This is a genomic window from Staphylococcus sp. Y174-1, from assembly GCF_049897865.1.
Classification (GTDB): Bacteria; Bacillota; Bacilli; order Staphylococcales; family Staphylococcaceae; genus Staphylococcus; species Staphylococcus saprophyticus.
Genome location: NZ_JAFCXB010000003.1, coordinates 71,138 through 96,614 on the forward strand (window position 1 = coordinate 71,138; position 25,477 = coordinate 96,614).

At 30.3% G+C, this 25,477-nt stretch carries 35 protein-coding genes; 8 read left to right on the forward strand and 27 right to left on the reverse strand.

The features are described 5' to 3' along the window. Positions 1–148 precede the first annotated feature (148 nt). Complete coding sequence (locus ACP7BT_RS11130) at positions 149–337, reverse strand: SE1626 family protein (protein ID WP_002482795.1); 189 nt, start codon at positions 335–337, stop codon at positions 149–151. A gap of 221 nt (positions 338–558) precedes the next feature. Next, positions 559–654: a Trp-rich small protein gene (locus ACP7BT_RS11135; RefSeq protein ID WP_100217374.1), complete on the reverse strand. Its 96-nt coding sequence runs from the start codon at positions 652–654 to the stop codon at positions 559–561. Positions 655–857: 203 nt separating this feature from the next. Here ACP7BT_RS11135 and ACP7BT_RS11140 point away from each other — a divergent pair, with 203 nt between their 5' ends. Continuing rightward, complete coding sequence (locus ACP7BT_RS11140) at positions 858–2,147, forward strand: aminotransferase class I/II-fold pyridoxal phosphate-dependent enzyme (RefSeq protein WP_041079946.1); 1,290 nt, start codon at positions 858–860, stop codon at positions 2,145–2,147. A 47-nt stretch (positions 2,148–2,194) separates the two neighbouring features. Here the strand turns inward: ACP7BT_RS11140 and ACP7BT_RS11145 are convergent, their stop codons facing one another. Continuing rightward, the gene (locus ACP7BT_RS11145) at positions 2,195–2,662 is read right to left on the reverse strand and encodes a bacillithiol transferase BstA (protein WP_002482793.1); all 468 of its coding nucleotides are present in this window, start codon (positions 2,660–2,662) and stop codon (positions 2,195–2,197) included. Positions 2,663–2,960: 298 nt separating this feature from the next. On the opposite strand from ACP7BT_RS11145, the gene ACP7BT_RS11150 reads away from it, so the two are divergent. Beyond that, positions 2,961–3,419, forward strand: a complete 459-nt coding sequence (locus ACP7BT_RS11150; RefSeq protein ID WP_041079944.1) for a GNAT family N-acetyltransferase — start codon at positions 2,961–2,963, stop codon at positions 3,417–3,419. A 54-nt stretch (positions 3,420–3,473) separates the two neighbouring features. On the opposite strand, the gene ACP7BT_RS11155 is transcribed toward ACP7BT_RS11150, so the two are convergent. From ACP7BT_RS11155 to ACP7BT_RS11170, 4 genes are all read right to left on the reverse strand, one after another. Next, positions 3,474–3,947, reverse strand: coding sequence for a MarR family winged helix-turn-helix transcriptional regulator (locus ACP7BT_RS11155; protein ID WP_041079942.1), 474 nt, complete (start codon positions 3,945–3,947; stop codon positions 3,474–3,476). A 195-nt stretch (positions 3,948–4,142) separates the two neighbouring features. Further along, a complete protein-coding gene (locus tag ACP7BT_RS11160; RefSeq protein ID WP_011302733.1) occupies positions 4,143–4,349 on the reverse strand; it encodes a hypothetical protein in 207 nt (68 codons plus the stop codon). A 574-nt stretch (positions 4,350–4,923) separates the two neighbouring features. Next, on the reverse strand, positions 4,924–5,439 hold the full coding sequence (locus ACP7BT_RS11165) for a hypothetical protein (RefSeq protein ID WP_048787479.1): 516 nt from the start codon (positions 5,437–5,439) through the stop codon (positions 4,924–4,926). A 343-nt stretch (positions 5,440–5,782) separates the two neighbouring features. Next, on the reverse strand, positions 5,783–6,103 hold the full coding sequence (locus ACP7BT_RS11170; protein ID WP_048787478.1) for a hypothetical protein: 321 nt from the start codon (positions 6,101–6,103) through the stop codon (positions 5,783–5,785). A gap of 351 nt (positions 6,104–6,454) precedes the next feature. Between ACP7BT_RS11170 and ACP7BT_RS11175 the strand changes: the two genes are divergently transcribed. The 3 genes from ACP7BT_RS11175 (at position 6,455) to ACP7BT_RS11185 (ending at position 8,143) form a co-directional block, all read left to right on the forward strand. Next, positions 6,455–6,976 (forward strand): hypothetical protein, encoded by a 522-nt coding sequence (locus tag ACP7BT_RS11175; protein ID WP_037554460.1) that lies wholly within the window; start codon positions 6,455–6,457, stop codon positions 6,974–6,976. Next, complete coding sequence (locus tag ACP7BT_RS11180; RefSeq protein ID WP_048787477.1) at positions 6,969–7,472, forward strand: hypothetical protein; 504 nt, start codon at positions 6,969–6,971, stop codon at positions 7,470–7,472. Before ACP7BT_RS11175 ends, ACP7BT_RS11180 begins: the two co-directional genes overlap by 8 nt. 182 nt (positions 7,473–7,654) lie before the next feature. After that, complete coding sequence (locus tag ACP7BT_RS11185) at positions 7,655–8,143, forward strand: AAA family ATPase (RefSeq protein ID WP_002455578.1); 489 nt, start codon at positions 7,655–7,657, stop codon at positions 8,141–8,143. Positions 8,144–8,171: 28 nt separating this feature from the next. Here ACP7BT_RS11185 and ACP7BT_RS11190 read toward each other — a convergent pair whose 3' ends face one another. The 17 genes from ACP7BT_RS11190 to ACP7BT_RS11270 all read right to left on the reverse strand — a co-directional run bounded on the left by ACP7BT_RS11190 (position 8,172) and on the right by ACP7BT_RS11270 (position 18,806). Then, a complete protein-coding gene (locus ACP7BT_RS11190) occupies positions 8,172–8,582 on the reverse strand; it encodes a YolD-like family protein (protein ID WP_048787476.1) in 411 nt (136 codons plus the stop codon). A 9-nt stretch (positions 8,583–8,591) separates the two neighbouring features. Beyond that, entirely contained in the window at positions 8,592–8,783 is a 192-nt protein-coding gene (locus ACP7BT_RS11195) for a hypothetical protein (protein WP_048787475.1), read from the reverse strand. Positions 8,784–8,884: 101 nt separating this feature from the next. Then, a complete protein-coding gene (locus ACP7BT_RS11200) occupies positions 8,885–9,853 on the reverse strand; it encodes an Abi family protein (protein ID WP_048787051.1) in 969 nt (322 codons plus the stop codon). 167 nt (positions 9,854–10,020) lie between these two features. Further along, positions 10,021–10,356 (reverse strand): hypothetical protein, encoded by a 336-nt coding sequence (locus ACP7BT_RS11205; protein ID WP_048787050.1) that lies wholly within the window; start codon positions 10,354–10,356, stop codon positions 10,021–10,023. Beyond that, positions 10,353–10,679: a hypothetical protein gene (locus ACP7BT_RS11210; protein WP_172439363.1), complete on the reverse strand. Its 327-nt coding sequence runs from the start codon at positions 10,677–10,679 to the stop codon at positions 10,353–10,355. The genes ACP7BT_RS11205 and ACP7BT_RS11210 overlap by 4 nt, the downstream gene beginning before the upstream one ends. Then, the gene (locus ACP7BT_RS11215; RefSeq protein ID WP_048787049.1) at positions 10,676–11,212 is read right to left on the reverse strand and encodes a hypothetical protein; all 537 of its coding nucleotides are present in this window, start codon (positions 11,210–11,212) and stop codon (positions 10,676–10,678) included. The genes ACP7BT_RS11210 and ACP7BT_RS11215 overlap by 4 nt, the downstream gene beginning before the upstream one ends. Positions 11,213–11,252: 40 nt before the next feature. Beyond that, a complete protein-coding gene (locus ACP7BT_RS11220; RefSeq protein WP_048787048.1) occupies positions 11,253–11,726 on the reverse strand; it encodes a phage terminase small subunit P27 family in 474 nt (157 codons plus the stop codon). 1,168 nt (positions 11,727–12,894) lie between these two features. Continuing rightward, positions 12,895–13,368 (reverse strand): hypothetical protein, encoded by a 474-nt coding sequence (locus tag ACP7BT_RS11225; protein ID WP_048787047.1) that lies wholly within the window; start codon positions 13,366–13,368, stop codon positions 12,895–12,897. A gap of 11 nt (positions 13,369–13,379) precedes the next feature. Next, entirely contained in the window at positions 13,380–13,997 is a 618-nt protein-coding gene (locus tag ACP7BT_RS11230) for a hypothetical protein (RefSeq protein WP_048787046.1), read from the reverse strand. A gap of 13 nt (positions 13,998–14,010) precedes the next feature. Beyond that, positions 14,011–14,211, reverse strand: coding sequence for a hypothetical protein (locus tag ACP7BT_RS11235; protein ID WP_225791488.1), 201 nt, complete (start codon positions 14,209–14,211; stop codon positions 14,011–14,013). A gap of 90 nt (positions 14,212–14,301) precedes the next feature. After that, a complete protein-coding gene (locus tag ACP7BT_RS11240; RefSeq protein ID WP_080983400.1) occupies positions 14,302–14,715 on the reverse strand; it encodes a hypothetical protein in 414 nt (137 codons plus the stop codon). A gap of 330 nt (positions 14,716–15,045) precedes the next feature. After that, positions 15,046–16,773, reverse strand: coding sequence for a DUF927 domain-containing protein (locus ACP7BT_RS11245; RefSeq protein ID WP_048787044.1), 1,728 nt, complete (start codon positions 16,771–16,773; stop codon positions 15,046–15,048). A 13-nt stretch (positions 16,774–16,786) separates the two neighbouring features. Further along, positions 16,787–17,674: a primase alpha helix C-terminal domain-containing protein gene (locus ACP7BT_RS11250; protein WP_048787043.1), complete on the reverse strand. Its 888-nt coding sequence runs from the start codon at positions 17,672–17,674 to the stop codon at positions 16,787–16,789. Between the two features lie 100 nt (positions 17,675–17,774). Next, positions 17,775–18,089, reverse strand: a complete 315-nt coding sequence (locus ACP7BT_RS11255) for a hypothetical protein (RefSeq protein WP_048787042.1) — start codon at positions 18,087–18,089, stop codon at positions 17,775–17,777. A 1-nt stretch (position 18,090) separates the two neighbouring features. Next, complete coding sequence (locus ACP7BT_RS11260; RefSeq protein WP_048787041.1) at positions 18,091–18,279, reverse strand: hypothetical protein; 189 nt, start codon at positions 18,277–18,279, stop codon at positions 18,091–18,093. Next, complete coding sequence (locus ACP7BT_RS11265) at positions 18,276–18,584, reverse strand: helix-turn-helix domain-containing protein (RefSeq protein ID WP_048787040.1); 309 nt, start codon at positions 18,582–18,584, stop codon at positions 18,276–18,278. Before ACP7BT_RS11265 ends, ACP7BT_RS11260 begins: the two co-directional genes overlap by 4 nt. 3 nt (positions 18,585–18,587) lie before the next feature. After that, positions 18,588–18,806, reverse strand: a complete 219-nt coding sequence (locus ACP7BT_RS11270; protein WP_048787039.1) for a helix-turn-helix domain-containing protein — start codon at positions 18,804–18,806, stop codon at positions 18,588–18,590. Positions 18,807–18,973: 167 nt separating this feature from the next. Between ACP7BT_RS11270 and ACP7BT_RS11275 the strand changes: the two genes are divergently transcribed. Continuing rightward, entirely contained in the window at positions 18,974–19,720 is a 747-nt protein-coding gene (locus tag ACP7BT_RS11275; protein WP_048787038.1) for a helix-turn-helix domain-containing protein, read from the forward strand. 20 nt (positions 19,721–19,740) lie between these two features. After that, positions 19,741–20,910, forward strand: coding sequence for a tyrosine-type recombinase/integrase (locus tag ACP7BT_RS11280; protein ID WP_048787037.1), 1,170 nt, complete (start codon positions 19,741–19,743; stop codon positions 20,908–20,910). A gap of 67 nt (positions 20,911–20,977) precedes the next feature. Here the strand turns inward: ACP7BT_RS11280 and groL are convergent, their stop codons facing one another. Together groL and groES are read right to left on the reverse strand one after the other, a co-directional pair. Further along, positions 20,978–22,600, reverse strand: coding sequence for a chaperonin GroEL (groL, locus tag ACP7BT_RS11285; RefSeq protein WP_002482790.1), 1,623 nt, complete (start codon positions 22,598–22,600; stop codon positions 20,978–20,980). A gap of 62 nt (positions 22,601–22,662) precedes the next feature. Beyond that, positions 22,663–22,950, reverse strand: coding sequence for a co-chaperone GroES (gene groES, locus ACP7BT_RS11290; RefSeq protein ID WP_002482789.1), 288 nt, complete (start codon positions 22,948–22,950; stop codon positions 22,663–22,665). Between the two features lie 177 nt (positions 22,951–23,127). Between groES and mroQ the strand changes: the two genes are divergently transcribed. Beyond that, positions 23,128–23,880, forward strand: coding sequence for an intramembrane glutamic endopeptidase MroQ (gene mroQ / locus ACP7BT_RS11295; RefSeq protein WP_041079918.1), 753 nt, complete (start codon positions 23,128–23,130; stop codon positions 23,878–23,880). A gap of 56 nt (positions 23,881–23,936) precedes the next feature. Here the strand turns inward: mroQ and ACP7BT_RS11300 are convergent, their stop codons facing one another. Next, positions 23,937–24,494, reverse strand: a complete 558-nt coding sequence (locus ACP7BT_RS11300; protein ID WP_426303776.1) for an SdrH family protein — start codon at positions 24,492–24,494, stop codon at positions 23,937–23,939. Between the last annotated feature and the right edge of the window lie 983 nt (positions 24,495–25,477).

Below are 25,477 nucleotides of genomic sequence, written 5' to 3' on the forward strand. Positions count from 1 at the left end.
TGTTAATTTATAATTAATTGCATACACTTTATTATTTTACTTGATAATGCAATTCGTCATTAGTCATTTTGCGTTTTAAAATAAAAAAATATAGCTAGTGCTTTGCTAAATTCGACTCAGCTCCACACTAACTATAGTTTTATTGACTCTATTTTCGATTTTGATTTCTCTTCTTACGTCTATTATTGCTTCTATTAATAAAAGCACAAATCATAAACATAATTGCAGCAATAAGTAATTTAATTCCAGAATCTTCTTGTCCTGTTGCCTGTAAATAATAACCAACGATGAACAAGACGATTGCAATAATTACAAATATCTTTGTTAAATGTTTCATCTCTTCACCTCAAACAATGTTATTGTATCAAATTTTACCAATAATTACTAAAAACCTATAATTGAGAACTTATATTTTTTTAATCATAAGTTATGTTAACTGTAAAATAAATTGATTGCAGTATTTCGTTCTGGATGATAAACTTGTAAATGTATCCACGGATTATATTACACAACCCCAAGTCTGGGCCAACAGACTTGGGGTTTTTTGTGTAAGGCCACCTATTTGTCATTCCATTTATTTTCTAACCAAACACGAAAAACAACAAGTAAGCTACCTGTTAATAAAGTTGTAATTATTTCTTGCCACCACGAGATCATATTACACCTCCCACAGAAAAAAGTACCATGTAGGAATTCGATGGCCTATCCACATTCTAACACAAAACAGAACGTGTGTTCGTATAAATGTATAGATTTTTTAAATTTTAATTTAATATAGCCACTAAGCTTTAATTTTAAGCTATTTCAAGATAATATAAAGGTATCATTGAAAAAGTAAAAGAGAGGTTGACCCACATATGAATCCTTTAGCTTTAGATTTAAATGAACAATTATCTAAATCAAACCCTGAAATTGCAGATATGTTATCTGACCTAGGAAAATTAATGTATTATCCAAAAGGCATTTTATCTCAATCTGCTGAAGCAAAATCTACTCAATATAATGCCACAATTGGTATGGCAACATATAAGCATAGCAAGATGTATGCTGACACGCTTAATGACGTTTTTACAAACTTAGAACCAGATGAAATCTTTCCATATGCCCCACCACAAGGTATAGAATCACTACGCGATTTATGGCAGCAGAAAATGCTAAAAGAAAATCCTGATTTAAATGCAACTGATATGACAAGACCAATACTTACAAATGCGTTAACACATGGTTTATCACTCGTTGCAGATATGTTTATTGATAGTGGCGATACGATTTTATTACCAACGCACAATTGGGGAAATTATAAATTAGTTTATAGTACGAGACATAGTGCGGATATCGAAACTTATGATATTTTTGATGAGTTAGGACACTTTACGACAGAAAACTTAATTGCAACTTTAGAAAATTATACAAAAGATAAAGTGATGTTAATTTTAAATTATCCAAATAACCCAACAGGCTATACACCTACAAAAGATGAAGTAAAAACAATTGTTGAAACAATTCAAGCATTAGCTAAACGTGGTACCAATGTAATTGCTTTAGTAGATGATGCTTATTACGGCTTATTCTATGAAGATGTTTATACACAATCATTATTTACTGCACTAACAAACTTGCATTTAGATAATTTATTACCTATCAGATTAGATGGTGCAACGAAAGAGTTCTTCGCTTGGGGATTACGTGTAGGTTTTATGAGCTTTGGTGTATCCAATGAAACAACAAAACAAGTCCTAGAAGCAAAAGTTAAAGGACTAATCAGAAGTAATATATCTAGCGGACCTATGCCTTCACAAAGTGCAGTGAAATATGTATTAGAGCATCCTGAAACTTTCGACAAAGAGATTCAAGAAAATATTGATACGCTACAAGCGAGATATGAAGTTACAAAAGCAGTGGTTTATGACCCACAATATGCATCCTACTGGAAAGCTTACGACTTTAATTCTGGTTATTTCATGGCTTTAAAAGTTTATGATGTAGATCCTGAACAATTACGACTTCATCTTATCAATAACTATTCTATCGGTATCATCGCACTTAACGATACTGATATTAGAATTGCATTTAGTTGTGTTGAAAAAGATGATATTCCACATGTATTTGATTCTATTGCAAAAGCTATTGCTGAGTTACAAAAATAATATAGTTAAAAAAATGGAGCATGTCACATCAGACACGCTCCATTTTTTTATTGTTGTTGTTTAAGTACACGCGACATTTCTTCTATTTTTCCAGCGTGTAACGGAATATGAATCGCATTGAGAACTAATAATTCATTTAATGTACTACAACCAGCTATTGTTTCAGTAAGCTCTTGTTCTAATTGTTCATCTGTAAGTTTGCGAGCACGTTCAGGTAATGTTCTAATGTGTTTAAATATTTCATCAATTGTAGGTACGTCACTATCTCCCCATTTTTCAGGTGAAGAACCATATCCAAATAAATTTGTATACTTAGCAATATCAACTTCATTTTGTTCACATAATGACAATACACTTTCAAAAATCGTTAGCACATGCCCATATTGCCAGTGAATTGTATTAGGAAAAGCGTCAATTTTATCGTCTAATACCTGTTCATTACTCCAATTATCGTAACCTGATAACAGATAATTCACTCCTGAATCAAGAACCTCATACACTGTTGGTTTTGTCATAATTTAGCTCCTTTTCTTATAAAATATTAGAAACTTATCACACTTGTATAAGAACCGTTACTAATTATACCTACTTACTTTACCCAAATCGTTAAAAAATTATTCATATAACAAATGTAATCCCTTATCTTATATATTGAAATTTTATTTTCTTAATATGAACGATACGACTCATTGACACTTAATATTTGTTATATAACCAAATTTCTATACATATTTTTAATATTTGATGGAAAATAGTTAAGGTGCTAAACTATTTTTAATTTCAAAAATTCAAAAATAAAGTGAGGAATCATTAATGTATCATTTCAGAACTGTGGCTATGCGTGACTTGAATACTATTTTACAAATTGAGAATAAGGGTTTTTCATCTGAAGCCGCTTCAAAAGAAGCACTTATTAATAGAATTAATGTTATCAAAGATACATTTATCGTAGCAGAATATGATGGTGAAATCGCTGGCTATGTCAATGGTCCTGTTATTAATCAAGCTTTTATCACTGATGATTTATTTGATGAAACTACAAAGAACCCTCCCCATGGCGGCTATATCGCTATTTTAGGGCTGGTTGTAGGTGAAAGTTATAGAAACCAAGGTCTTGCAGGAAAATTATTGGATCATTTAGAACATCTTGCAATAGAACATGAACGTCAAGGTATAACATTAACTTGCAAAGCTTCTTTGATTTCTTTTTACGAACAATATGGCTATATAAATTATGGCGTTTCTGAATCAAAACATGGCGGCATACAATAGTTTAATTTGGTTAAAAATTTGGATTAATTGTAGTGTCTACTTTTAATATATAGGTTAATGATTTCGTGTATCATTTATTAAATAATTTAAGTTTTCACTTATCATGTTTAAAAAATGCTCAATGTTTTCAAAATCTTTAGTATCATATGTTTCTAGTTTTTCTAAATAAGTGTTATAAACGTTACTATCTAATGCCTGATGATATTGAAATACTTTTTCGCCTTTATCAGTTAATTCGATACTGACTTCTCTAGAACTATGTGTACTTTTATTTTTAACAACTAAGCCTTTTTGAACAAGCCTTGTTATTTTTTGTGAAGCCGCGCTTTTAGTTCTATTCATTTGTTTAGCAATTTCAGATATATTCATTACCTTATTGACACCAATCAGATTAATCATATGTGCTTCGACCATATACAATTCATCATCTGTACCATATTTTCTCGGTATATTTTCATATTGATTTAATAAGTGTGCGGTTTCATAAAGTTGGTCAATCGCTTTTAAAAAAGTTGTTTTTCTAGTCATTACGTCGCTCCTAATAATCATTTGGGTTTATTTTAACATATGAAACAATCACACCATAAATCATTATTCAAACTAAAAACGCTTCCCAAAAGTGTAAAACTTATGGAAAGCATAAATAAAATAATACATTAAATTTTTAAAGTTAAATGATAGTTATCAATAAACATACAAAGGTTATTTAAAAATGGATGAGTTTTACATTATTTCTACTTTTATTGATATTATATGACTAACATTTATATATCTGCCACTATCTTTTAAATAAAAATAACGATGTTTTCTAATTGCTTTTTCAAATCGTTCCAAAGCTAATCTTTCATCGATTTCTAAAACATTTTCTACATACTCGCGAAATACATTCCCATCATTCGTTTCTATTATAAAAACAAAAATTTCATTCATCTATATTCACCCTATGTAATCATTATATATATAATTATCTAACTAATTACTTTTCAATGCAACACAGACACATGCACGATATCATTTTAATTGATATTGATTTAGTATTATTGAAATACATGGACAATTATATCACAAGGATTAACCGAAAATAATCAACGTCCGTTTCAAATAACAATTAGGAAACTAAAAAGACGCTTTCCAAAGGGTTGAGTGCCCTAATGGAAAACGTCTCTAATGAATTATTTTAAATTTTTATGTCAATATGATGTTATTCATGACTTTTAAATGCCTTCAAATCAGTGTTTGAATGCTATTTTACATCATACCTGGCATTCTGTACATATACAAACTACTATAAATACGTTAACAAAAGACTGTTAAATCAATGTTTTATAATTTTACATATGCCATTATTTTTAGTTTTTTCATTCTGTTATGACCAAATTATGACCACGTATCGTATGTGTGAGATACCTATTTTTGGTTTTTATTGATATCTGTAATTAATCTATTCCGATTCCTTAAAATAAATTTATTAAAGTAGCACATAATAAGTAATATAAAAATTTTATCAAGACCATTTGTTTATACATAACATTTCAATTAGTTTTTGGAAGTCTTCATTCTGGTTTGAAGAAACTATAGCTTTTTCAGAAATTGTAAAAAGATTATTACATTCATTTATTTCGAAAGTCAATTCCTCAATTTTCGGGTAAGAAACAGTCTTTTTCTCCATTTCATCATAAACTGCAAAATTTGCATAGTTGAACTTAACTTTGTCCACCTTTACATTTATAATTTCAACAGACTTTTCTTCCTTATTAAATATCAATCCTTTTTCTCCGTTTAATAATAAAACTTTACTACTATTAACATAATCAAAGGCATCTAATATTGTGTATTTGCTTAAAATAAAATTTTCTTCTGAAAATTGAGCAAAGAAATTAACTAAAAACCAACTAAGGGATTCTTCTATATTTCTACCCATTTTCAAATCACCTAATATAGTATTTTCATTATCATTTACAAGTCGTTCCAAGTAACCAAGTTCGGTTGCTAAATTATCTTCTAATTGTCCTTTGTCCATTATTTCTCCCCTTTTTAATATGATGTAATATATTACCATTCTCATATAAATTTTTTAAAATAACAAGAAAATTGTATTACTTAAACACTTAATTTATTTATAAAGTTTAACGAAACTAAAATTGAGTCTTCTCCTTCGTTTATTAAAAACACGGTTTCACTTTTAATAAACGAACTGATTCAAATCTTGTAAGTTGTAGTGAGTTTTTAATATAACTTACCTAGTCACATAGACATCGTGCTATAGATTATCTAAACCTACTTATTGTGATCAAATAATTATACAACTACAAAACCAAAATTTTACACTCTGTACTACGTTGAATGATAAATATAACTTACAGCTATTGTATTTCTGTACCTTGATGAAACAATAACTTCCAATCATTTTTATAGTATTTCCAAATAGAACTTCGATTAGTTATAATATTATTTGTTGTATTAACCATAGTATATGTACATAATATACAATCTTCAGACAATATGTATTCTTCAAAATTACTAATCCTATAGTCATCTTCATCTAGTTGTGCTTGCTTTATATCAGTTTTATAAAAAACTTTTCCCGACTTTCCAAATTCTTTAAAATCGGGATGCAAAACATTCAAAATTTTACTATTAGATCTATTTTCACTTTTTAGATGCAACCATTCATATTCAATCATTTCACATCTTCCTTTTTGGAAATATTTTATATACTTTAAATATTCTAACCATAATTAAGAGATTTATCTATTCTGACATTCGCCCTGTGCTGCATCGAGAAATAAATTAACGTATAGTTGTTCGTTTGACGTTCTATAATTATGTCCATATTATCATTAAATATAAACAAATTCTTAAATTTTTATATTAATCATAACTTTTTGTTATCACCATTATTTTTTAGATATAGTACAATTAAATCATTATCTTTTTTACAATATCCATTAATAAGTTGCACGAATTTTAATAATTTCAGTTTGAGGCATTGCGTGTGTTTGAATATAAAAAAATTAAATAAGGGGGTATGTAGAATGGGTGTTGGAAATAGTAATTTAGAAATAAAACCTACACTAAGTAATTTACAGTTTTACATAGGTCAAACAGGCAAACCTGAACATGATCCATTGCTAGACTTTTCATTGTTATATGAACACGCAGAATTAGGTATTAAATTCACTTTGAGTGGTTTAGACAAAATTGATAATCCTTATAATACAGATAATGAATTATATTTAATAATTCTATTATACGATAAGGTTGGAGGTATCGGTTTTGATTTACGTAATTTTTGGACATTAAATTTAAATGCCGAAACCATGAAAAAACCTTATGAAACAATCCAATTCACGTTATATAAATTTGAACCTAATAATAGAAGTTACGATTTCACTAATATTTATCAACAATTAAAAGTATTAGTCTTGCCTGAAGAAATTGGTAAAGAAGAAATTGACAAAGATACTTTTATGAATTGGATGACTTGGCCACAACAGAACGAAATTTTAAGTACTAAAATACCTATTTATCATCACAAGGAGATTAATAATGAGTAATTTAGAGCCTGTACCTCACAAAACTTTATTAAACAGAATATATCCAAATGGTGATATTCCAGTCAATTTTATGAATGATACTAAAAATCAAAAAGATGATATAATGGAATTAAATAAAAACGATGAATCCGGAGGTGGCGATATGAACAACTATGTAACTAGAGATGAATTTAATAATGGAATAAAAGAATTCAAAGATGAAATGCGTGCTATGAGAACTGATATGAATAACAACATGAATAGCATCAGAACTGATATGAACAATAATATGAATAGTTTACGTACAGAAATGAATACTAATTCTAATTATTTACGCAGTGAAATGCAAAATTCTATTAGTAAGTTACCTACTAATTCTGAAGTTGAAAATATTTTACTAAAAAACAATAAAGAATTAGACAAAGAAGCAAAGCAAAATAGAAACACAATTATAGGTTGGACTATTGGTATAGTTGGTTTAGGTTTCACAATTGCTAAAAGTCTCGGATGGCTATAAATTAATAATAAGGGTAGTACACCTACCCTTATTATTTTTCATCTTAATTGACATACAAAACAACCCACCTATTCATATAAATGAGTGGGGGGTTGTTTGTTAATATAATTTTTCATATAATTAATATCAACACAAGAAGAATTCGTTTACACACTTTTCAAAAAAATCGGAGGTACATAAATTTGAATAATTTAGGAACTTTATATTTTTTCTCAGGAAAAATGGGAGCAGGAAAATCAACTAGATCTAAAGAGATAGCACAAACTGAAAATGCAGTTTTATTGTCTGAAGATGAATGGTTAGAAAAATTATATCCAAATCAAATAAATGATTTTGATGATTACTTAAGTTACTCAAAGTTAATAAAACCATTATTGAAAGAGCACATCCAGCGAATTTTAAAAGTCGGTAGTAATGTAGTATTAGATTTTCCAGGTAACACTAAAACTCAAAGAAAATGGCTATTAAGTGTAGCTTCAGAAATTAATGCAAATCATCAATTAATTTTTCTCAATATAAGTGATGATAAATGTTTGAAACAAATTAATATAAGACGTAGTGAAGAACCAGAAAGAGAACAATTCGATACTAAAGAAACTTTCGAATATGTTTCTAGTTTCTTCGAACCCCCTGAATTTTCAGAAGGTTTAAATATTATAGAAATCAAATAGTTAACCCCATCTTTTCATTTAGGTGGGCTTATTTTATCTCCACAATATCTTTTAAATTCAATATACTAATTCCAGTATCTTCATACATGTGCAGTGTTTTAGTATACACATCTACTTTATGAATGTAACCTACTTTCGTTTTAATATATCCATTTTCGAAGTAACGCAATTCAATAGATGGGTCGTTGTACATTTTGAAAATTAATGTGTTATTTAATTCATTCAACTGATCGTCGTCTAATATCGGTTTTTCAATTTTATTTTGGTCTTGTATGTATTGTTCTAGTTGCTCGTATTGCTCAGGCAGCGTCTTAAAGGCTTGCCACTTAACAATTCCACGCCCTTTTGGTATACGTGGATTAAGATACTCTCTAGGTATATTACGGTAATCAGTTTCGTATTTGTATTCATCTGGTACATCTGGATTGATTGGTTTCATATAATCACCTCAAAAAAATGGAATCGTTTTACTAGCTTTTATAATATCTTTTGTAAAGAAGAATTGTTTGCCTTGTCCTGTATATGCAGGGTTGAGTATCATATTTGCTTTTGCGTTATATAACCATTCGGGATGTATTCCTGAATTCAAAATATCCTGGAATTCTTGGAAATCTTTATTCCAATCTAAATTTGGTTCCATTTATAATCACCTCATGAATATAATAGAACACTTGTTCGCATATGTAAAGATGTATATTACATGTAAATAAACATAAAAAAACACCCACCAGTTGGTGAGTGTTAAAGTAAGTCTTGTAAATATACATTTTCAGGAAATTTCATTTTTTTGTACATCTCTTGCAATGTAATAGTTTTTAAATTTTTATCATAATATTTAAAAGTTTTGTTCAATTTATTAATCATATTTGTGTAGTCTCTTTTATTTAAACAATGTGATAGACTAATAATCAAATCAAATATAGAGCTTTTATTCATATTCTGAGTATAATTTTTATTAAACGCTTTATTATAGTTACTGAAAATATTATTTCTAGATCTTGGTTTTTTTACTGTAAAATCATATAACCTTTCTTCATGAGCACACACATTTCTAAATAGGTGAGCTTGTTGTAATATACTGTCAATATCATTTGGCTCAATTTGCAAAGCAATTTTATATTCTCTTCTAAATTTAGTTTTAAAATCCAAAGCTATTTTTAATCTTAAGTCATCGTCCAAGTTAGAATACATATGTGATATGGTACCTAAAGATAAATAATTTACTAAAACCCACAAAGGTACTCCATTATGAGTGTTTATATAATGTTTAAGTGGTTCGTTTTTTCTGTTACTCATTATGTTACTTAAACTTGCAACTGTCCTAACAATACTGTCAGTTTTTTTAGGATTATCTGAATAGTTTTTGAAATATAAATACGAATGGGACTCTTGATATTTTTCACTAAAATAGTAAGCAATGCGAGACTTAATCTGCGTTTCAAAAACCAATAAGTACTCTAATAAGTTATTTCTTAATTTTCTGTCTAATTTATACAAAGAAAAAACCTCATCAAAATGCGTTCCTTCGATAAATTTTTCTGGGACTTCAGGCAGCCCACGACTATCTATACATAAAAATAAATCCTTATATCCATTTATTATATTATAGTAGTTTTCATTTTCTAAATCTCTTTTTTTCTCACTAGGGACCTCTAACCCTCTATCTCGTAATATTTTCAACTGTTGATTATGTGTTTTAAAAGGTTTCATTTTATTCAATGCTCCTAAAAAAGTAGCCATAACCCGAATAGAGTTATGGCTAGATCATTTGTATATATAATACACCAATCCCCCTATTAAATGCAACTACAAAAATTGATTTTATACGATTTAAAAACACAAAAACAGGGCAAGCACATAAGTGCCTACCCTTTAATTTATTGTTCCAACTTATCCAACAATCTATTCAACATTTGCTTAGCTCTTGCTTCTTTAACACCAAATATATTTCCAGCCTTTTCAAAACTCACACCATTACATATCAACAAAAATAAATTGTGTTCTTTTTCAGTCGCTACCCTTTCTATAACAGCTTCTAATTCGTTATAAAATATACTTTCTTCAACATTATTATCTATATCGTGAGTTTCTGCTTGATCATTCACATTAAAGAACTCATCTATATCAATATCTTCATTATATGCATCACTATTATTTATTGTCTTGTGATAGTTCAATATAAACTCTTTTACTGTTGCTTTATCATACCTCATACATAATCTACTGCCTTTGCAACACGTTTTAATATAATTTCTCTCGCATGTCTTAGTGTTAATTCACTTACACCTATCACATTAGCTACAACTTCATCTGTGTATATCTTATCATCCCACCATGTAAGCTTAATAATCTGCTGCACTTTTACATCACTATCGTTATAAACTTGAGTAATGCCTTTTACAATGGATTCTAAGTTCATATACTTTAATTCGTCCATATCATTAGCCTTATTCTTATAAGTATCAACCATACTATGATAATTACGCATGTATTTTTCTAATATTGGATAATCTACTTTATCTAATCCTCTAATCACACAACCAACTCCTCACGCTCATTATTTAAGCTTTCTTTCACTTTTACTACAAAGTTTTGATATATAACTTCATTCTCATTTTCACGCTGTTCATTGCGTTCTATACGTTTATTGTGATGTATCTTATATAAATCTTCCTGTAACTTATCAATTGTCTTATAAGGCTTGTTACTCCCATTAGATTTGAAATATCTCATCACTTCTTTTTGTTCCTTAGGTGTATAGTTACTGATAAGTTTCTTCAATAAATTGAGTTTCTTGGTACTATTAATTTTAAAACGATTCAATTCATCTTTTTGATCAGTTATCCATATAACTAATTTATCTAATGGATATGAAACTGTAATAACACCAGCGATTTCATCACACACTGTATGGGATGTATTAAGATGATACATTGCATTGATTTGTTCCTGTATTGCTCGAATCTTACTATTAATGAATTGTGGATTGTAATTAGTTAGCAACTCATATTCAGTAATTTTCATTTCTTCTTTATACCACAAAACTGATTTACAACGTTTTAATATCATAGTAGCCCTCCTAGACACTTATAATGAAACAAATTTATTTTTAATCGTCATCATCCATACCGAATATGTCAAAAACTGATTTTCCAGTCACTTTTTCTTTTGAAGGATCTAATATTTTCAATCTTGATTCCACAGTAAGTCCCAACTTAGGCGCAATACTATTTAATTGTGATAGTGAATCTCTTTTAATAGCGTGATTCTGATTAAGTTTCGTGCCACGTTCCGTTTCTATAATTGCACTTTCATTTTTCATTCGTATAGTTGCATTGATATAGTCCGAATACGCTGTGCAATATGCTGATACAAGTGCTAAATCTAAACTAGCTATTGGTAATTCTTCTAGTAACGGGAATATCCTGTGCCATTCCTTTGTGGCTGTATCATCTAACCATTCAGGTGGATCTGGTTGTAATTTAGTAAGTTGTTTCAATGCTTCTTCTGTAGCTTGCTTTGTTTCCTGTGCTTCTGTAGTTAATCTACTCTTTTGCTGTGACAATAATTTTCTTTGAGCCATTCAATTTCCCCTTTTCTAAATGATTTTCTCACTATGTAAAGCTACTTTTCTTTACACATTTTCAACTTTCATTTTCAACATTCTAGCGAGATTACCTGTCGACCGATAACAAACAACTTCAAAACAAGTGGGGGCTAATAGATGCCTCCCCTTTTTAAATTGATGCTGTTCAACTGGTAATAGCTGCACTAAAATGACATGCATTTACTATTTATAACGCCTTTATCACACTGTTGTTACATGTTCTAAAACAAGCTCTAAATGACTTGTATGAAGTATGATTTTCAAGTGTTTTATCATCTTATTCATCATGTAACTTGCTATTTATTATGATTCTATTTAGATCTACAATTAGCCACATTATATGATTATTTCAACTTCTGAACACCTCTCATTATTATCGAACGATTTATAACCATTGTATTAGCAAACTGTTTGCTATAAAGCTATTAACACTATTTAGCATTTAACCTATGAATTAGTATGAAGATACTTCTTGTATTCATGTTCAAGTTAAATGTTTATTTATAATTGTTTATTAATTTTTATTTTTATAATTTATTTTAATTTTAACTTCAAACGAAAGAACAAAAACATTTTGTAATCATCTAAGTTTGTTCATCAAAATTATTTTACTTAATCAATCTTCTATTGTTATTGTAAAAGGATTTAATATGATCTAATCATTTAGTTAAATACAATTACTAATCTCAATATCATTATTGAACTAATTATTTATTCTTTAATCATCATTGAATCAATCTGTTGTTCATCATTCAATACAACTTATAACTTATAATATTCTCTAACTTGAATACTTCTATTATTAATATCACAACAATTTATAATCTTTCTCTTGCTTTAACAATGTTCAATATCAATATATTAATCACACATCAATCATAAGTTATATATGAAGAATGAATGATCTATTGAATATATAAGTATGCACAAACTCTTGATATTAAAATAGCCACCACCACAAGTACAAGAGCAGGACAAGTGATGATGGCGTATAAGGAAACGTGCAATTTACAAGAACAAGCTATTAATAAATTGTTACCAGAAGAATTAACTGAATGATTTATAAAGCATTCAATGGTAGATTTCTACCTACTTACATTATACTACATAAATAATATTATAACAATACTATTTTATAAGTAATTTATTTTGTATTAACAGATATTAATTCTATCTTATCAATGTTCCCTATCGTTGTATTATCCATCCCTATTTTACTTGCATAGCTTTGTACTGATACAGATTTCTTATTCTTGGCTATATCTACTAATTCTTGTAATCCTTCGCCTTTATCTTCAACCTTATCTACCTGAATACCAAAGCCAATATATTCTTCATTAATAACAGTAAGCACGCCCTTATCTTTACTATTAGCAACGAATGAGTTTTTACTGTTATTCAATACTATGTTTATTCCGTCTGTATCTTTAAAATTTTTGAACACTCTTCTTGTAAGTGAACCATTCTTATAATTAATACTAGAATTTGCAACACCATCGGACGTAGCTATTCCAACTTTCGTATTTGAATATAGTGGTTTTAAAATAATAGTATTTTTCTTTTCATCAAACCCTAATGCGTAATCTTGTTCTAATGGACTTAAAACTGTGTAACTCATTTAAATTCCCCCTACCATTTTTTATTTCCGTTGTTAAATTCTGAATCTGCATGACCATTAATGTTAAATAACTTCTGTTCAAATTTATTAGCTATTATTCTAGGGTCTGTATTAGTTCTAAATGGATCATCAACTAAGCTTGTATTACGTTGTAAACTTAATCTCCATTGGTCTGGATTGCTTATTGCTGTGTTCAAATAATTGCGTCTTGACGCTCTACGAATAGCTTCTACTTTGTTAGCTGCAATCTTTTCATATACTTCATATGCATCTTGCAATTTGTTATTGAAGTCTTGAATTAACTTACTATTTATATCGCTTAATTCTTTAACCTCTTTTTCATAAGCGCTGTTAAAGTCTTTAATATCTTTATCTAACAACTTATGATTATCATCTTCACTTTGCTCATGTAATGCCACAATCTCATTCTCAAGTTTCCCTTGTTCCTTTTTAAGTGAAGCAATCATTGTATAATCGTTTTCAGCACGATAGTGAGACATTTTAAAATCAAACTCTTTAAGTTTGTCAGTTACTTTAATCTTTTCTAACGCTACATATTTTTTATTCTCTACCTTTGGTTCAATTACCTTATTGAATACTTCGATTGATTTTTCATTTACTTTAGCCATTAAAAAAACTCCCTTATTTTTTAGTTATAAAATCTTTGTATGTTTTAATTTTCTTGCTTTGTTTCATATCATTAATACATTGTTTCACTTCTTCAATATCTTCATGCTTAGTTACATATCGCTTGATTACAGTATCTAAATAACTATCTGAAACATTATTTATGTTTGTTGGTAATCTGGCAACAATTTGATTAACCACATCTCTATACCACATGTGCATATCCCCTTTAATAATATAGATATAAAATATCGTTAATACCTATTATTTGTTTGTAAGCATATAAACTTAAATGTTCGTATCCTTTTAAAGTTGCTTAATACTTCGCTCACTTATCGGATAAAACCAGTTGAGATCATCAGCATTTTTAGGCTTAAATCCTGCAAGTGCCATGACTTCTTTCATGTTTCCGTTAGATATATAAAAGCCATAAGGCTCACGTTCAAACATATGCTTTAAGTTGTAACTGGAATAGTTTTCATTAACTGATTTTATAGGCTCTAATTGTTTACACCACATTAATAGTGTTTCGAGTTCCAGCATTGTCATATCGTTAAAATCAATTGCGTTAAATCCTAAATCGTTATATGACATATATTGATATAGTTCTTCATCGTTAAAGTAAAATACTTCACGAGGATATTCTGTAATCACACGATGTACATTATTATTAGTTACTACTGTTCCATATCTGTTGCCACTATTGTATAGGTATCTCATTTTCTCATTCTCCTTTTTGTCCGTTACTTTAAAATGTTACTACTTGGTTACTACTTTTTTATTAAAGTTACTACTTTCTGATATTCCATAAATGCTGCCATATCAATGTTTTAGTTTATAAGTTACTACTGTTACTAGTGTTACTACTTTTTTTAAGGGGGTACTCTTATAAGCAAGAAAGAGTTTTTTGTATTAATTTATATATGACCTCCTATTTTGAAAGTAGTAACAGTAGTAACATTTATATTAAAACCAATTATAAAGACTGTCATATCAAGGCTTATAGATGTTACTACTTTTGATGAATAACTAGTAACTAGGTGGTAACTACTAGTAACTTTGTGCTTCTTTCTTAAAGTCGAATCCTAATTCGTTAATGATTTCAGTTTTGATGGCATAACCTTTTTGTTGTTCTCCATTAAATCTTATATTTTTTTGTTTCCCATAATTATTCGTTTCAAGGTACCCTCTTTCATCCCATTGTTTGACAGTGGAATTAAATTCAGCACCTAACATTTCTTTTATTGTTGGTGTCATAACAAGAACAAAATCAACTCTATAAATTGCCATTAACTCTGCATTATCATGATAATAATGCTTATTATATGCAATACGTCCACGATTGGCATTTAACTTTTCAAGTAATTCTTCTAATAATTGTTTTGGTTTATCAATATTTTTATTATTCTTCATCATACTTGTATGTGCTTTATTCACATTAATATATGGGTCATGTTCAAAGCCTTCAATATCATTTAATATCTCGCCTGTGATTTGTAATAGCGCAAAACTACGTGCGATACGATCCATTACTTCGTTACCGTTAGCCTGTTTCATGAAATATTTAACAGCACCTTCAAATGATGCTTTATATTTATCTTTATCAGCTCGATATTGTTTGATGAATAACTTACCTAATAGACCATGATTATTTTCCATTGCTTTTGCTATATCACCAAATTCAGTTTTATCAGTATTAGGAAATGGGTCATCTTGTAAAGTAATCACACGTCCTGCGACTCCTGCTTTATCTGGTGCTATATCTGGTATAGCAACTTCACCACTTGAAAGCATGATGTTGTTCCACGGTTCCAAATAATCAATAGAACGGTCTGAATTACCACGTCCTTTTGATTGCCCTCCAGAAAATTGGTATACGATACTTGGTATTCTAAATGGATTATCGGCTTTTCGAGTATCATCTTTAATCAAAGGAAATGAGTTCATAAATGAAGCCATACGTTCTACACTCACATTAGTGGCATTCCATTCGGTAACTAATTTTCGGTTTCCCCATACACTTGCACATATCTTTAATATAAAAGTTTTACCACTTGATGTACGCCCTGATATCTCACTTACAAAAGGGTCTACATCAAAATCTTTAAGTAATACTGAACCTAGTGAGCTATAAAACATCATCATAGCCATTGGATTGTCCTTTATAGGATTAAATACACCTTTTATATAATCATCAATATTTCCTTTTGTTTCAAATGCATCAATTAGCGCTTGATATCCTCTGTCTGAATTAAATATTTTATACCGATTATCTTGCTGATCTTCTTGATATGGTGATATGAAATGACCTTTAATTTCACCTAATCGTGTAGCTACATCATAATCAGGTATATTATTAAAACGTCTATAAAAACTAAGATATTGAACAAGATTACCTGCTTCATTTTGAGTAACCTCTAAACCTTTACTGGCAAGTTCTACTAAAAATTTGCCTTGCGTAATATCTCGAGCCAATACTGGTAATTTATATTTACGCTTTTCATCTTCGAATTGTAATTCGTAATAAAATTCACCAGTTTCAACATTTTTATACCTTTCAGTAACATAAGGTGGCGTACTTGTAATATAAATATGAGCTATATCAATAACTTCACCTTTGGTGTTTTTCTTCTCTTTTTCCAAATACAACCATTTTCCTTTGATTAAATAAGGTTCTGGAATAGTTGGTTTATCTTTATTGATTTCTTGAAATTTTTCAAGACTATTCATAGTTTCAAATACATCTTCTTTAGTTACTTCCATTTCCTCTACTGTCATATACCGTCCCCCTCTAGTTGTTCATATGCTTTTTGAGTATCGAGTTAAATGTTTTGTTTATTTCTCCATCGTCCATAGGTGGATTACAAGATTTCCCCCATGCTATCACTAGACCATATACAAGGTTTACGTCTACATACCTACGCAATAAGTAACCACTAATTGATGCTAGCGCTTGATTACGCCCACCTTCACTTACACCAAACGCAAGATCACGCCAATAAGTTGAATCACGTTTTTTCAAATGACTTGAGTAGTTGATGGTAATTGATTTATCTTTTTGCGTATTTTCTAGATTTTTCGATAACTCAACTAAATCATCATTTGTTATTGCTGGTGCATCATTATATTTAAAAATATATGGTATATCCTTATCTGGTCTTACTGGTAACGCCATTGCTCTTGATGGTTGATAGCTACCTTCATCAATCTTATAGCCTATTTTCTTCGCCAATGATTGTGTATACTTTCTATAATCATCTGAACTCACAGGATTATTTAAAGGCACCATAAGGCGAATACGTGGTTTTTCTGTAGTGTGGTTATAAGTTGTGTGAAATGCCCAACAAAAGCCTTCTAACTGTTTACAGATAGCACTGTACAATCCTTTGAAATCTTCAATATCATCATAATCAAGTGCTAGTGTATTTCTATTTATAATATTTTCATCATTGCGATATTTTTGTATTAGTTTCCCATCTTGTTCAACATCTTTAACATCACCATAAACTACCAACCCACGTTGATATTTTTCATTGTGGTTCATTGGTGTTTGCAATCTATTAAGCCATTCCGACCACATCACATCATTAGTTTGAACAAAAGAATAGGAAGATAAATTTTTGTACTCTATAATATTTAATCGAATATCATGCTGTAATTTTATTTGTTCAAAACCCATTATTTTTGCCCTCCTACTGTTAAAACAAGGCATGAAATGGTATAATTAATATATAAATAAGCCGTTCCATGCTTGTTTTTTATTAAAATTCTAAATTGCGTTAAGCGTTATCTGTTGAGTTTGCCGACTGTACAGATGCGCTTTTTTCTTGCTCATTTTTAACAATCATTACTATTTCATCATTCATACGTTCGTTATCTTCTCTAATGCTTTTTAAAATAGATAACGCAACATAATGTGACTTCCAAGCATTATTAATTTCTTGTTGTAACCTAAATTCATTATTTTTGATTGCCCATTCTCTAGTTTGTTCTACTGCTTCAATCTCTGTTGCAAGATAATCCATACACGATTGAATCTTATTTCCTAAATCTGTACATTCCACTGTTTCTTCTATTTTTTCTGAATAATTCATTTTATTTTTCCTCCATTAATTGTTTATATTTACGTCTGATTCTTCTATCGTCCAAACTGTTTTTAACTACTATTGATATAAGTGCTAGTGGCGTATATAACGCTAGAGTGTTAAATATATCCTGTGTAACAATCCCTACTACTGATGATGCTGTGGCACTAAGTGTTATTAATCCGATAAATGTTTTCATTTTGCATTCTCCTTAAATTTCAAATTTTTTAGATCGTTGTTCACAATGTCCATTTGTGAAGTAATATGATTCATAAATTCATCTACATCAGATTTCTTAAATCTGTATGTCACACCTACTCGGTAATATTTCATTCCATTTTTGATTAGCAAATCTTCTATAGTAGGTTTAGATAAATTAAGATATTTTGATAACTCGTTGTAAGTCATGAAGTATTTTTCTCTCGCTAATTCTTCGATACGCTCGTCAATTGCTTGTTGCAGCATCTCACGTGCTTCATCTTCATCAATGCCGATATTAAACATGGTTTATGCCTCCTTAATTTCAAATTCGAATAATTCACTTACATCAACCTGTAAAACTTCTGACATTTTCTTAGCTAATTTAGGGCTCGGAATTTTCTTGCCGTTTATAATTTGGCTTAAATATGAAATACCTACACCTGTTTCATGAGCTAAGTCAGATAAATTAAACCCTTTAATAAACATGGCTTTTTTAATTAATGTTTCATTGACAGTAATGGTCATTTTCCCTCTCTCCTTTTACCAATATATTGTTATAAAATTACTAACTTATTAGTAATTAACTAAAGTGTACCTTCTTGTTTTAATACTGTCAACTTTTTTTCACAATATTTATTGTATATTTTACTAACATATGATAAATTTTATTTAATCTTCAATGGAGGTTTCTCATGATTAAATTCAATTTAAAAAAAGTTATGAAAGAAAAAAAGATAACTCTCAAAGAGTTATCAGCCAATACTGGATTATCAATAAACACATTAAGTCTTTTATCTACAGGCAAAAGTAAAGGTATACAGTTTGATACATTAGAGAAATTAATACAATCTCTAAAATGTAACGTAAAAGATTTAATTGTTTTAGATGATGGGTTTAAAGAATTAAAATTATTAGATATATCAGTTTCAAAACATGGTTTATTTGCCTTTAGTAAACCTGATGATGATCGGATTTATAACATTTCATGTTCTTATATCGAAAATGAAAGTGAACAACAAAATATATTGTTAACTGTAATTTTTACAGAAGACTATATAGATGTAGCTGTTTCAGGGGTTTTACCTATGGAGTTCTTAACTAGTGGAAAATACTATTATAAACCAGTAGTTTCTGGTCAAATGAAAGAATACGTATCGTTAGAATTTGAATTTATCCTTCAAATTTTAATAGAAAGTTATAAAAAAAATGAAGATTTTAAAAAAATGTTTAATTTTAACTCCCAAACAATTTCAATTAATTTATTACCGTATACCCAAATCGTAAGTACTATGAAGTATTACAATGAAAATGACTTTTTAAATAAAAAAACTATTCCAGCCTATAAACATTTAAAAAATTTAGTATTTTTGGAAGATGGCAGTATAAAAGTCTTAAATAATTATTATACTGAAGAAGAAATAAGCGAAGATGACTTATAGACAAATAGGCAGGTGATTAAATGGCAAACTATGAAAAACGTGGTAACAACTGGCGTTATCGCATATCACTAGGTAAAAATCCTAATACTGGTAAATATGAATATATATCTAAGTCAGGTTTTGCTCGCAAGTCTGATGCTAAGAATCATGCTGAAATGGTAGAAAGACAAATAAGAAATGGCGAGTATATTGCACCGTCTACTCATACATTTAATTATGTAGCTGATGAATGGATTAATCATTATAGTAGAAATGCAAAAGTGAGTAGTGTTAGAGCAAGAGAAAAAGCCATATATCACGCTAAACAACAATTTGGTAATAGAAGTATACAGACTATAACTAAGCGTGACTACCAAGCGTTTGTGGACGATATAAGTACTCAATTTAGTAAAAATTATGTTGATAGTATTGTAAGCTCAACCAATCTTATATTTAAGTATGCGTTGGATATGAAGATAATTGCTAAGTCGCCTATTGAGGGAATTAAGAGGGCTAAATTTAAGCCGACTGTTGAGGATTTGGAACAGAATAGCTTACAACAAAAATTTCTTGAAAAAGATGAATTATTTGAGTTTCTAAGTGTTGCTAAGAACCACCATAAGCCACTGAATAGCTTTGAAGTGTTCGTAAGTCTTGCATATCTCGGATTACGTGCTGGTGAATTACTGGCGCTTAAATGGTCTGATATCGACTATGAAGAATGTACTGTAAGTATAACCAAAACATATTATAATCCGAATAACAATAAGAAAAATTATCAGATACTCACACCGAAAACTGAATCATCTATCGGTAAAATTTCAATAGATCCTAACGTTATAAAATTGTTGTTAGATTATAAAGTGAATGTGCAAGACAAATGGAAAAATGAGTTGTACGTGGATAATAATTTTATATTCACAGACAATAACGGCTACCCACTTGTCATTAAGAAGCTGTCACAGTGGATTCAGGCAATTATGCCACAGACTGATATTGATAAGAATATCACGACGCACTCGTTCAGATACACTCATTGCAGCCTTTTAATAGAAGCTGGTGTGCATATTAAAGAGATACAGGAACGACTACGCCATAAAGATATACAAACAACTATGAATATTTACGCAAGCATTACAAAATCATACAAAAAAGACGCTTCCCAAAGATTTAGTAATCTCATGGAAAACGTCTCAAAACAATTATTTTAAATTTCTATGACCAAATTATGACCATCGGACGAACGATATACTGTCATATCAATGTTCTATGGTCTTTTTACATCATACCTGGCATGCCACCCATACCTGCTTGTGCATCATTGTTACTTTCTTCTGGAATATTAGCAACAACTGCTTCTGTAGTAAGGAACATAGCTGCCACACTTGCAGCATGTTGAAGTGATGAACGTGTCACTTTCGTTGGATCTACGATACCTGCTTCTAACATATTCACCCATTCATTTGTCGCAGCATTAAAACCAATACCTATATCAGCATTCTTTAGTCGTTCAACAATAATTGAACCTTCTAGTCCAGCATTTTCAGCAATTTGACGAACTGGTGCTTCTAAAGCTTTTAAGACAATATTAATACCAGTAGCAATGTCGCCTTCTGCTTCAATTTTAGCTACTTTTTCATAAATATTCATAAATGCAGTACCACCACCAGCTACAATACCTTCTTCAACTGCAGCTCTAGTAGAGTTTAATGCATCTTCAATACGTAATTTACGTTCTTTTAATTCTGTTTCACTTGCTGCACCAACTTTAATTACTGCAACGCCACCAGCTAATTTAGCTAAGCGCTCTTGTAATTTTTCTTTGTCAAATTCAGAATCAGTTTCTTCAATTTGAGCTTTAATTTGGCTCACACGTGCATCGATACTGTTTTGATCTCCATCACCGTCAACAACTGTTGTGTTGTCTTTCGTAATTTCAGCTTTATTTGCAGTACCTAACATATCCATAGTCGCTTCTTTTAATTCTAAACCTAAGTCATCCGTAATTACTTGTGCACCTGTTAAGATAGCTAAATCTTCTAACATTGCTTTACGACGATCGCCAAATCCTGGTGCTTTCACTGCAACAGCAGTAAATGTGCCACGCATACGGTTAAGCACGATATTAGTTAATGCATCGCCTTCAACGTCATCAGCAACAATTAAGATAGGACGATTTGATTGTACGACTTGTTCTAATAACGGTAAGATGTCTTGGAATGATGAAATCTTTTTATCAGTAATTAAAATATATGGTCTTTCAAGATCAGCGACCATTTTATCTGAGTCAGTCACCATATATGGTGATTGATAACCTCGGTCAAATTGCATACCTTCTACTACTTCTAATTCTGTATTAAAACCACTAGACTCTTCAATAGTGATGACACCATCGTTACCTACTTTTTCCATTGCTTCAGAAATGTATTTACCAATTTCTTCATCTGCAGCTGAAATAGAACCAACTTGTGCAATTTCATTTTTATTATCTACATTTTGTGAAATTTCATGTAATGCCTCAATTGCTACTTCTACAGCTTTATCAATACCTTGTCTTAAACCAACAGGATTTGCACCACTTGTTACGTTTTTCAAACCTTCTTGAATCATAGCTTGTGCTAGTACTGTTGCTGTTGTCGTACCGTCACCAGCAATTTCATTTGTTTTATTTGCTACTTCTTGAACTAGTTTCGCACCCATATTTTCATAAGGATCTTCTAATTCAATTTCTTTAGCAATTGTAACACCATCATTAGTGATGAGTGGTGATGTATATTCTTTATCTAATACAACATTACGCCCCTTAGGACCGATTGTAACTTTAACGGCATTTGCTAATTTATCTACACCTCTTAGCATTGATTGACGTGCATCTTCAGAGAATTTTAAATCTTTCGCCATATTTTATATACCTCCATGTTGTTTCTATGATAATTATTGTTTATTTTTAAAATTTTTTTATATTAAGATTCAATTATTGCTAAAATATCTTCTTCATTAACGATTAAATATGTTTCGTCTCCTCGTTTAACTTCAGTTCCAGCATATTGTTGGAATACTACTTTGTCGCCTTCGTTTACTTCAGGAGCAACACGAGAACCATCTTTTAAAATACGTCCTGCACCTACTGCAATTATCGTACCTTCGTTGGATTTCTCTTTAGCGCTATCAGTTAATACGATACCACTTTTAGTTGTTTGCTCTTGTTCTGATTTTTGAATAATTACTCGGTTACCTAATGGCTTTAACATTTTTCGTTCCTCCTCAAAAGTTTAAATGTTAGCACTTTAAGTTAATGAGTGCTAGTGTACTTTCTATAATAATCAAATTTAGTCAACTTTTCAAGTTAAAACCATTATCCTCTTAATTTTGTACAAACGATGATTTTGCGATAAAATAAAGTATCATTTAATTTTTGGAGGTTCATTATGTCTCGTTTATGGGTATCCATATTGACATTAGTTATTTATGGTTTAGCACAATTTGGTGTTATTTTATTACATATGGCTGGCCTATTTAACAATCTAAGTAGCAAGGAACTTGTCTTTGCTAACATATACACACAAGTTGGTTTATTTATAATAGCTGCTATTTTAATAATTATAATCAATAACTTTATTTCTAATCCTACCCGATTAGAGCAACAAGCAAAAGAAAAGAAACGTTACGTTATTGTTTGGGCAATTGTTGGTTATTTCGTTGTTATGATTTATCAGATACTTGCAGGCATGATTAATATGTACGTATTTGGTGCACCTCAATCAAGTCCAAATACTGAGCGACTGATGAAAGTTGCACAAGAAATACCCCTATTTATCATATTAATTTCAATTGTAGGACCAATACTTGAAGAGTTTGTTTTTAGAAAAGTTATTTTTGGTGAAATTTACAATTTAATTAATGCAAATAAAACGATAAAATTTTTAATTGCTGCCATTGTAAGTTCCATCATATTTAGTGCAGCACACGCAGATCCATCATTTTTTATAATTTATTTTGGTATGGGCTTCATTTTTGCTGCATTATACGTATATACCAAACGAATTTGGGTCCCTATCTTAGTGCACATGATGCAAAATGGATTTGTTGTCATCATACAAGTACTTATTGGACCAGAAAAAATAAAAGAGCTACAAGAATCAACATCATTCATATTTAATCTTTTATTTTTAATAATGTAAATATATAAAGGGAAGTACGTATGATTCATTTAGTACGTACTTCCCTTTTATTGTTTTTATTTTAATTTGTCATTCTTGCGTCTAACAAAGTAGCCAATAACCACACCAACAAAAATAATAAGCATTGCTGTGATTAAAGCAAATAAAGTTCTTTCAAATTTCATTTGAATCGTATCACTGGCTTCTTTATCTTTCGTATGTGTCATTTCTTCATCACTACTTGTATGATATTCATATTTACCTGTAGTATTTTTATTCTCTGGTTTTTTCAAATCTGGCATAGAACCAATATCACCAGTAATCAAAGCCAATACTTGTTTATCTAAATTTTTATAATAATCTCTTGATTTCAATGGATTAAAATATTGGAATTTAAAATAATTTGTATCTTTTTGTAATTCATTTAAAAATGCATTATCCGCAAAATTTTGTTTTTTTAAAACTGCGGAAATTTCACTATCAGAAACTTGTTCTTTATTACTACCTAATTGTTTAACTTGATTTAATACAAATGGATTGTATTTAAAAGAACCGGTTGTCATTTGATTAAATCGATTCATTAATTGGTGTTCATTCGATTCCCTATTTTGGTTATTTTCTGTTGTTTGATTCATAGACGGCTGATCTATATTATTCGAATTCGAGCTATTTTCCCCATTATTTGATTGACTATTTGAATCATTTTGCGTACTTGAGCGATGTGTTCTATTTACACTGTCACGATTATTTGTTTCTGTGCTCGATGCGTTGCCAGTCTCATTACTAGATTTATTTGAATTACTTGGTGTATAAGCGTTGCCACCTGAATTATTAGGTTTCTCTGGCTTTTCAGTAGTTCCATTGCCCTTGTTTGGCTGTTCTGGCTTTCCATTTCCTTCACCATGGTTATTGGGTTTTTGTGGTTTTCCTGATCCACCACCACTGCCATTTGGTTGTTGTGGTTCTTCGCTCCCTCCACCATCTTCATTTGAGTTGTCTGGCTTACCTGATCCACCACCACTGCCATTTGGTTGTTGTGGTTCTTCGCTCCCTCCACCATCTTCATTTGAGTTGTCTGGCTTACCTAATCCGCCACCACTACCGCCTGAGTGGTTCGGTTCTTCGCTTCCTCCGCCATCTTCATTTGAGTTGTCTGGCTTACCTGATCCGCCACCACTACCGCCTGAGTGGTTCGGTTCTTCGCTTCCTCCGCCATCTTCATTTGAGTTGTCTGGCTTACCTGATCCACCACCACTACCGCCTGAGTGGTTCGGTTCTTTGCTCCCTCCACCATCTTCATTTGAGTTGTCTGGCTTACCTGATCCGCCACCACTACCGCCTGAGTGGTTCGGTTCTTTGCTCCCTCCACCTTGGTTATTGGAATCCTCTGAATCTCCTGTTTCTCCATCACTGCCATCTTGATTATTTTGCTTATCTGGATCTTCTGTTGATTGTTTATCTTCTTTTCCATTTTGTTTATCTGGATCTTCGGCTGACTGTTTATCTTCTTTTCCATTTTGTTTATCTGGATCTTCGGCTGACTGTTTATCTTCTTTTCCATTTTGTTTATCTGGATCTTCGGCTGACTGTTTATCTTCTTTTCCATTTTGTTTATCTA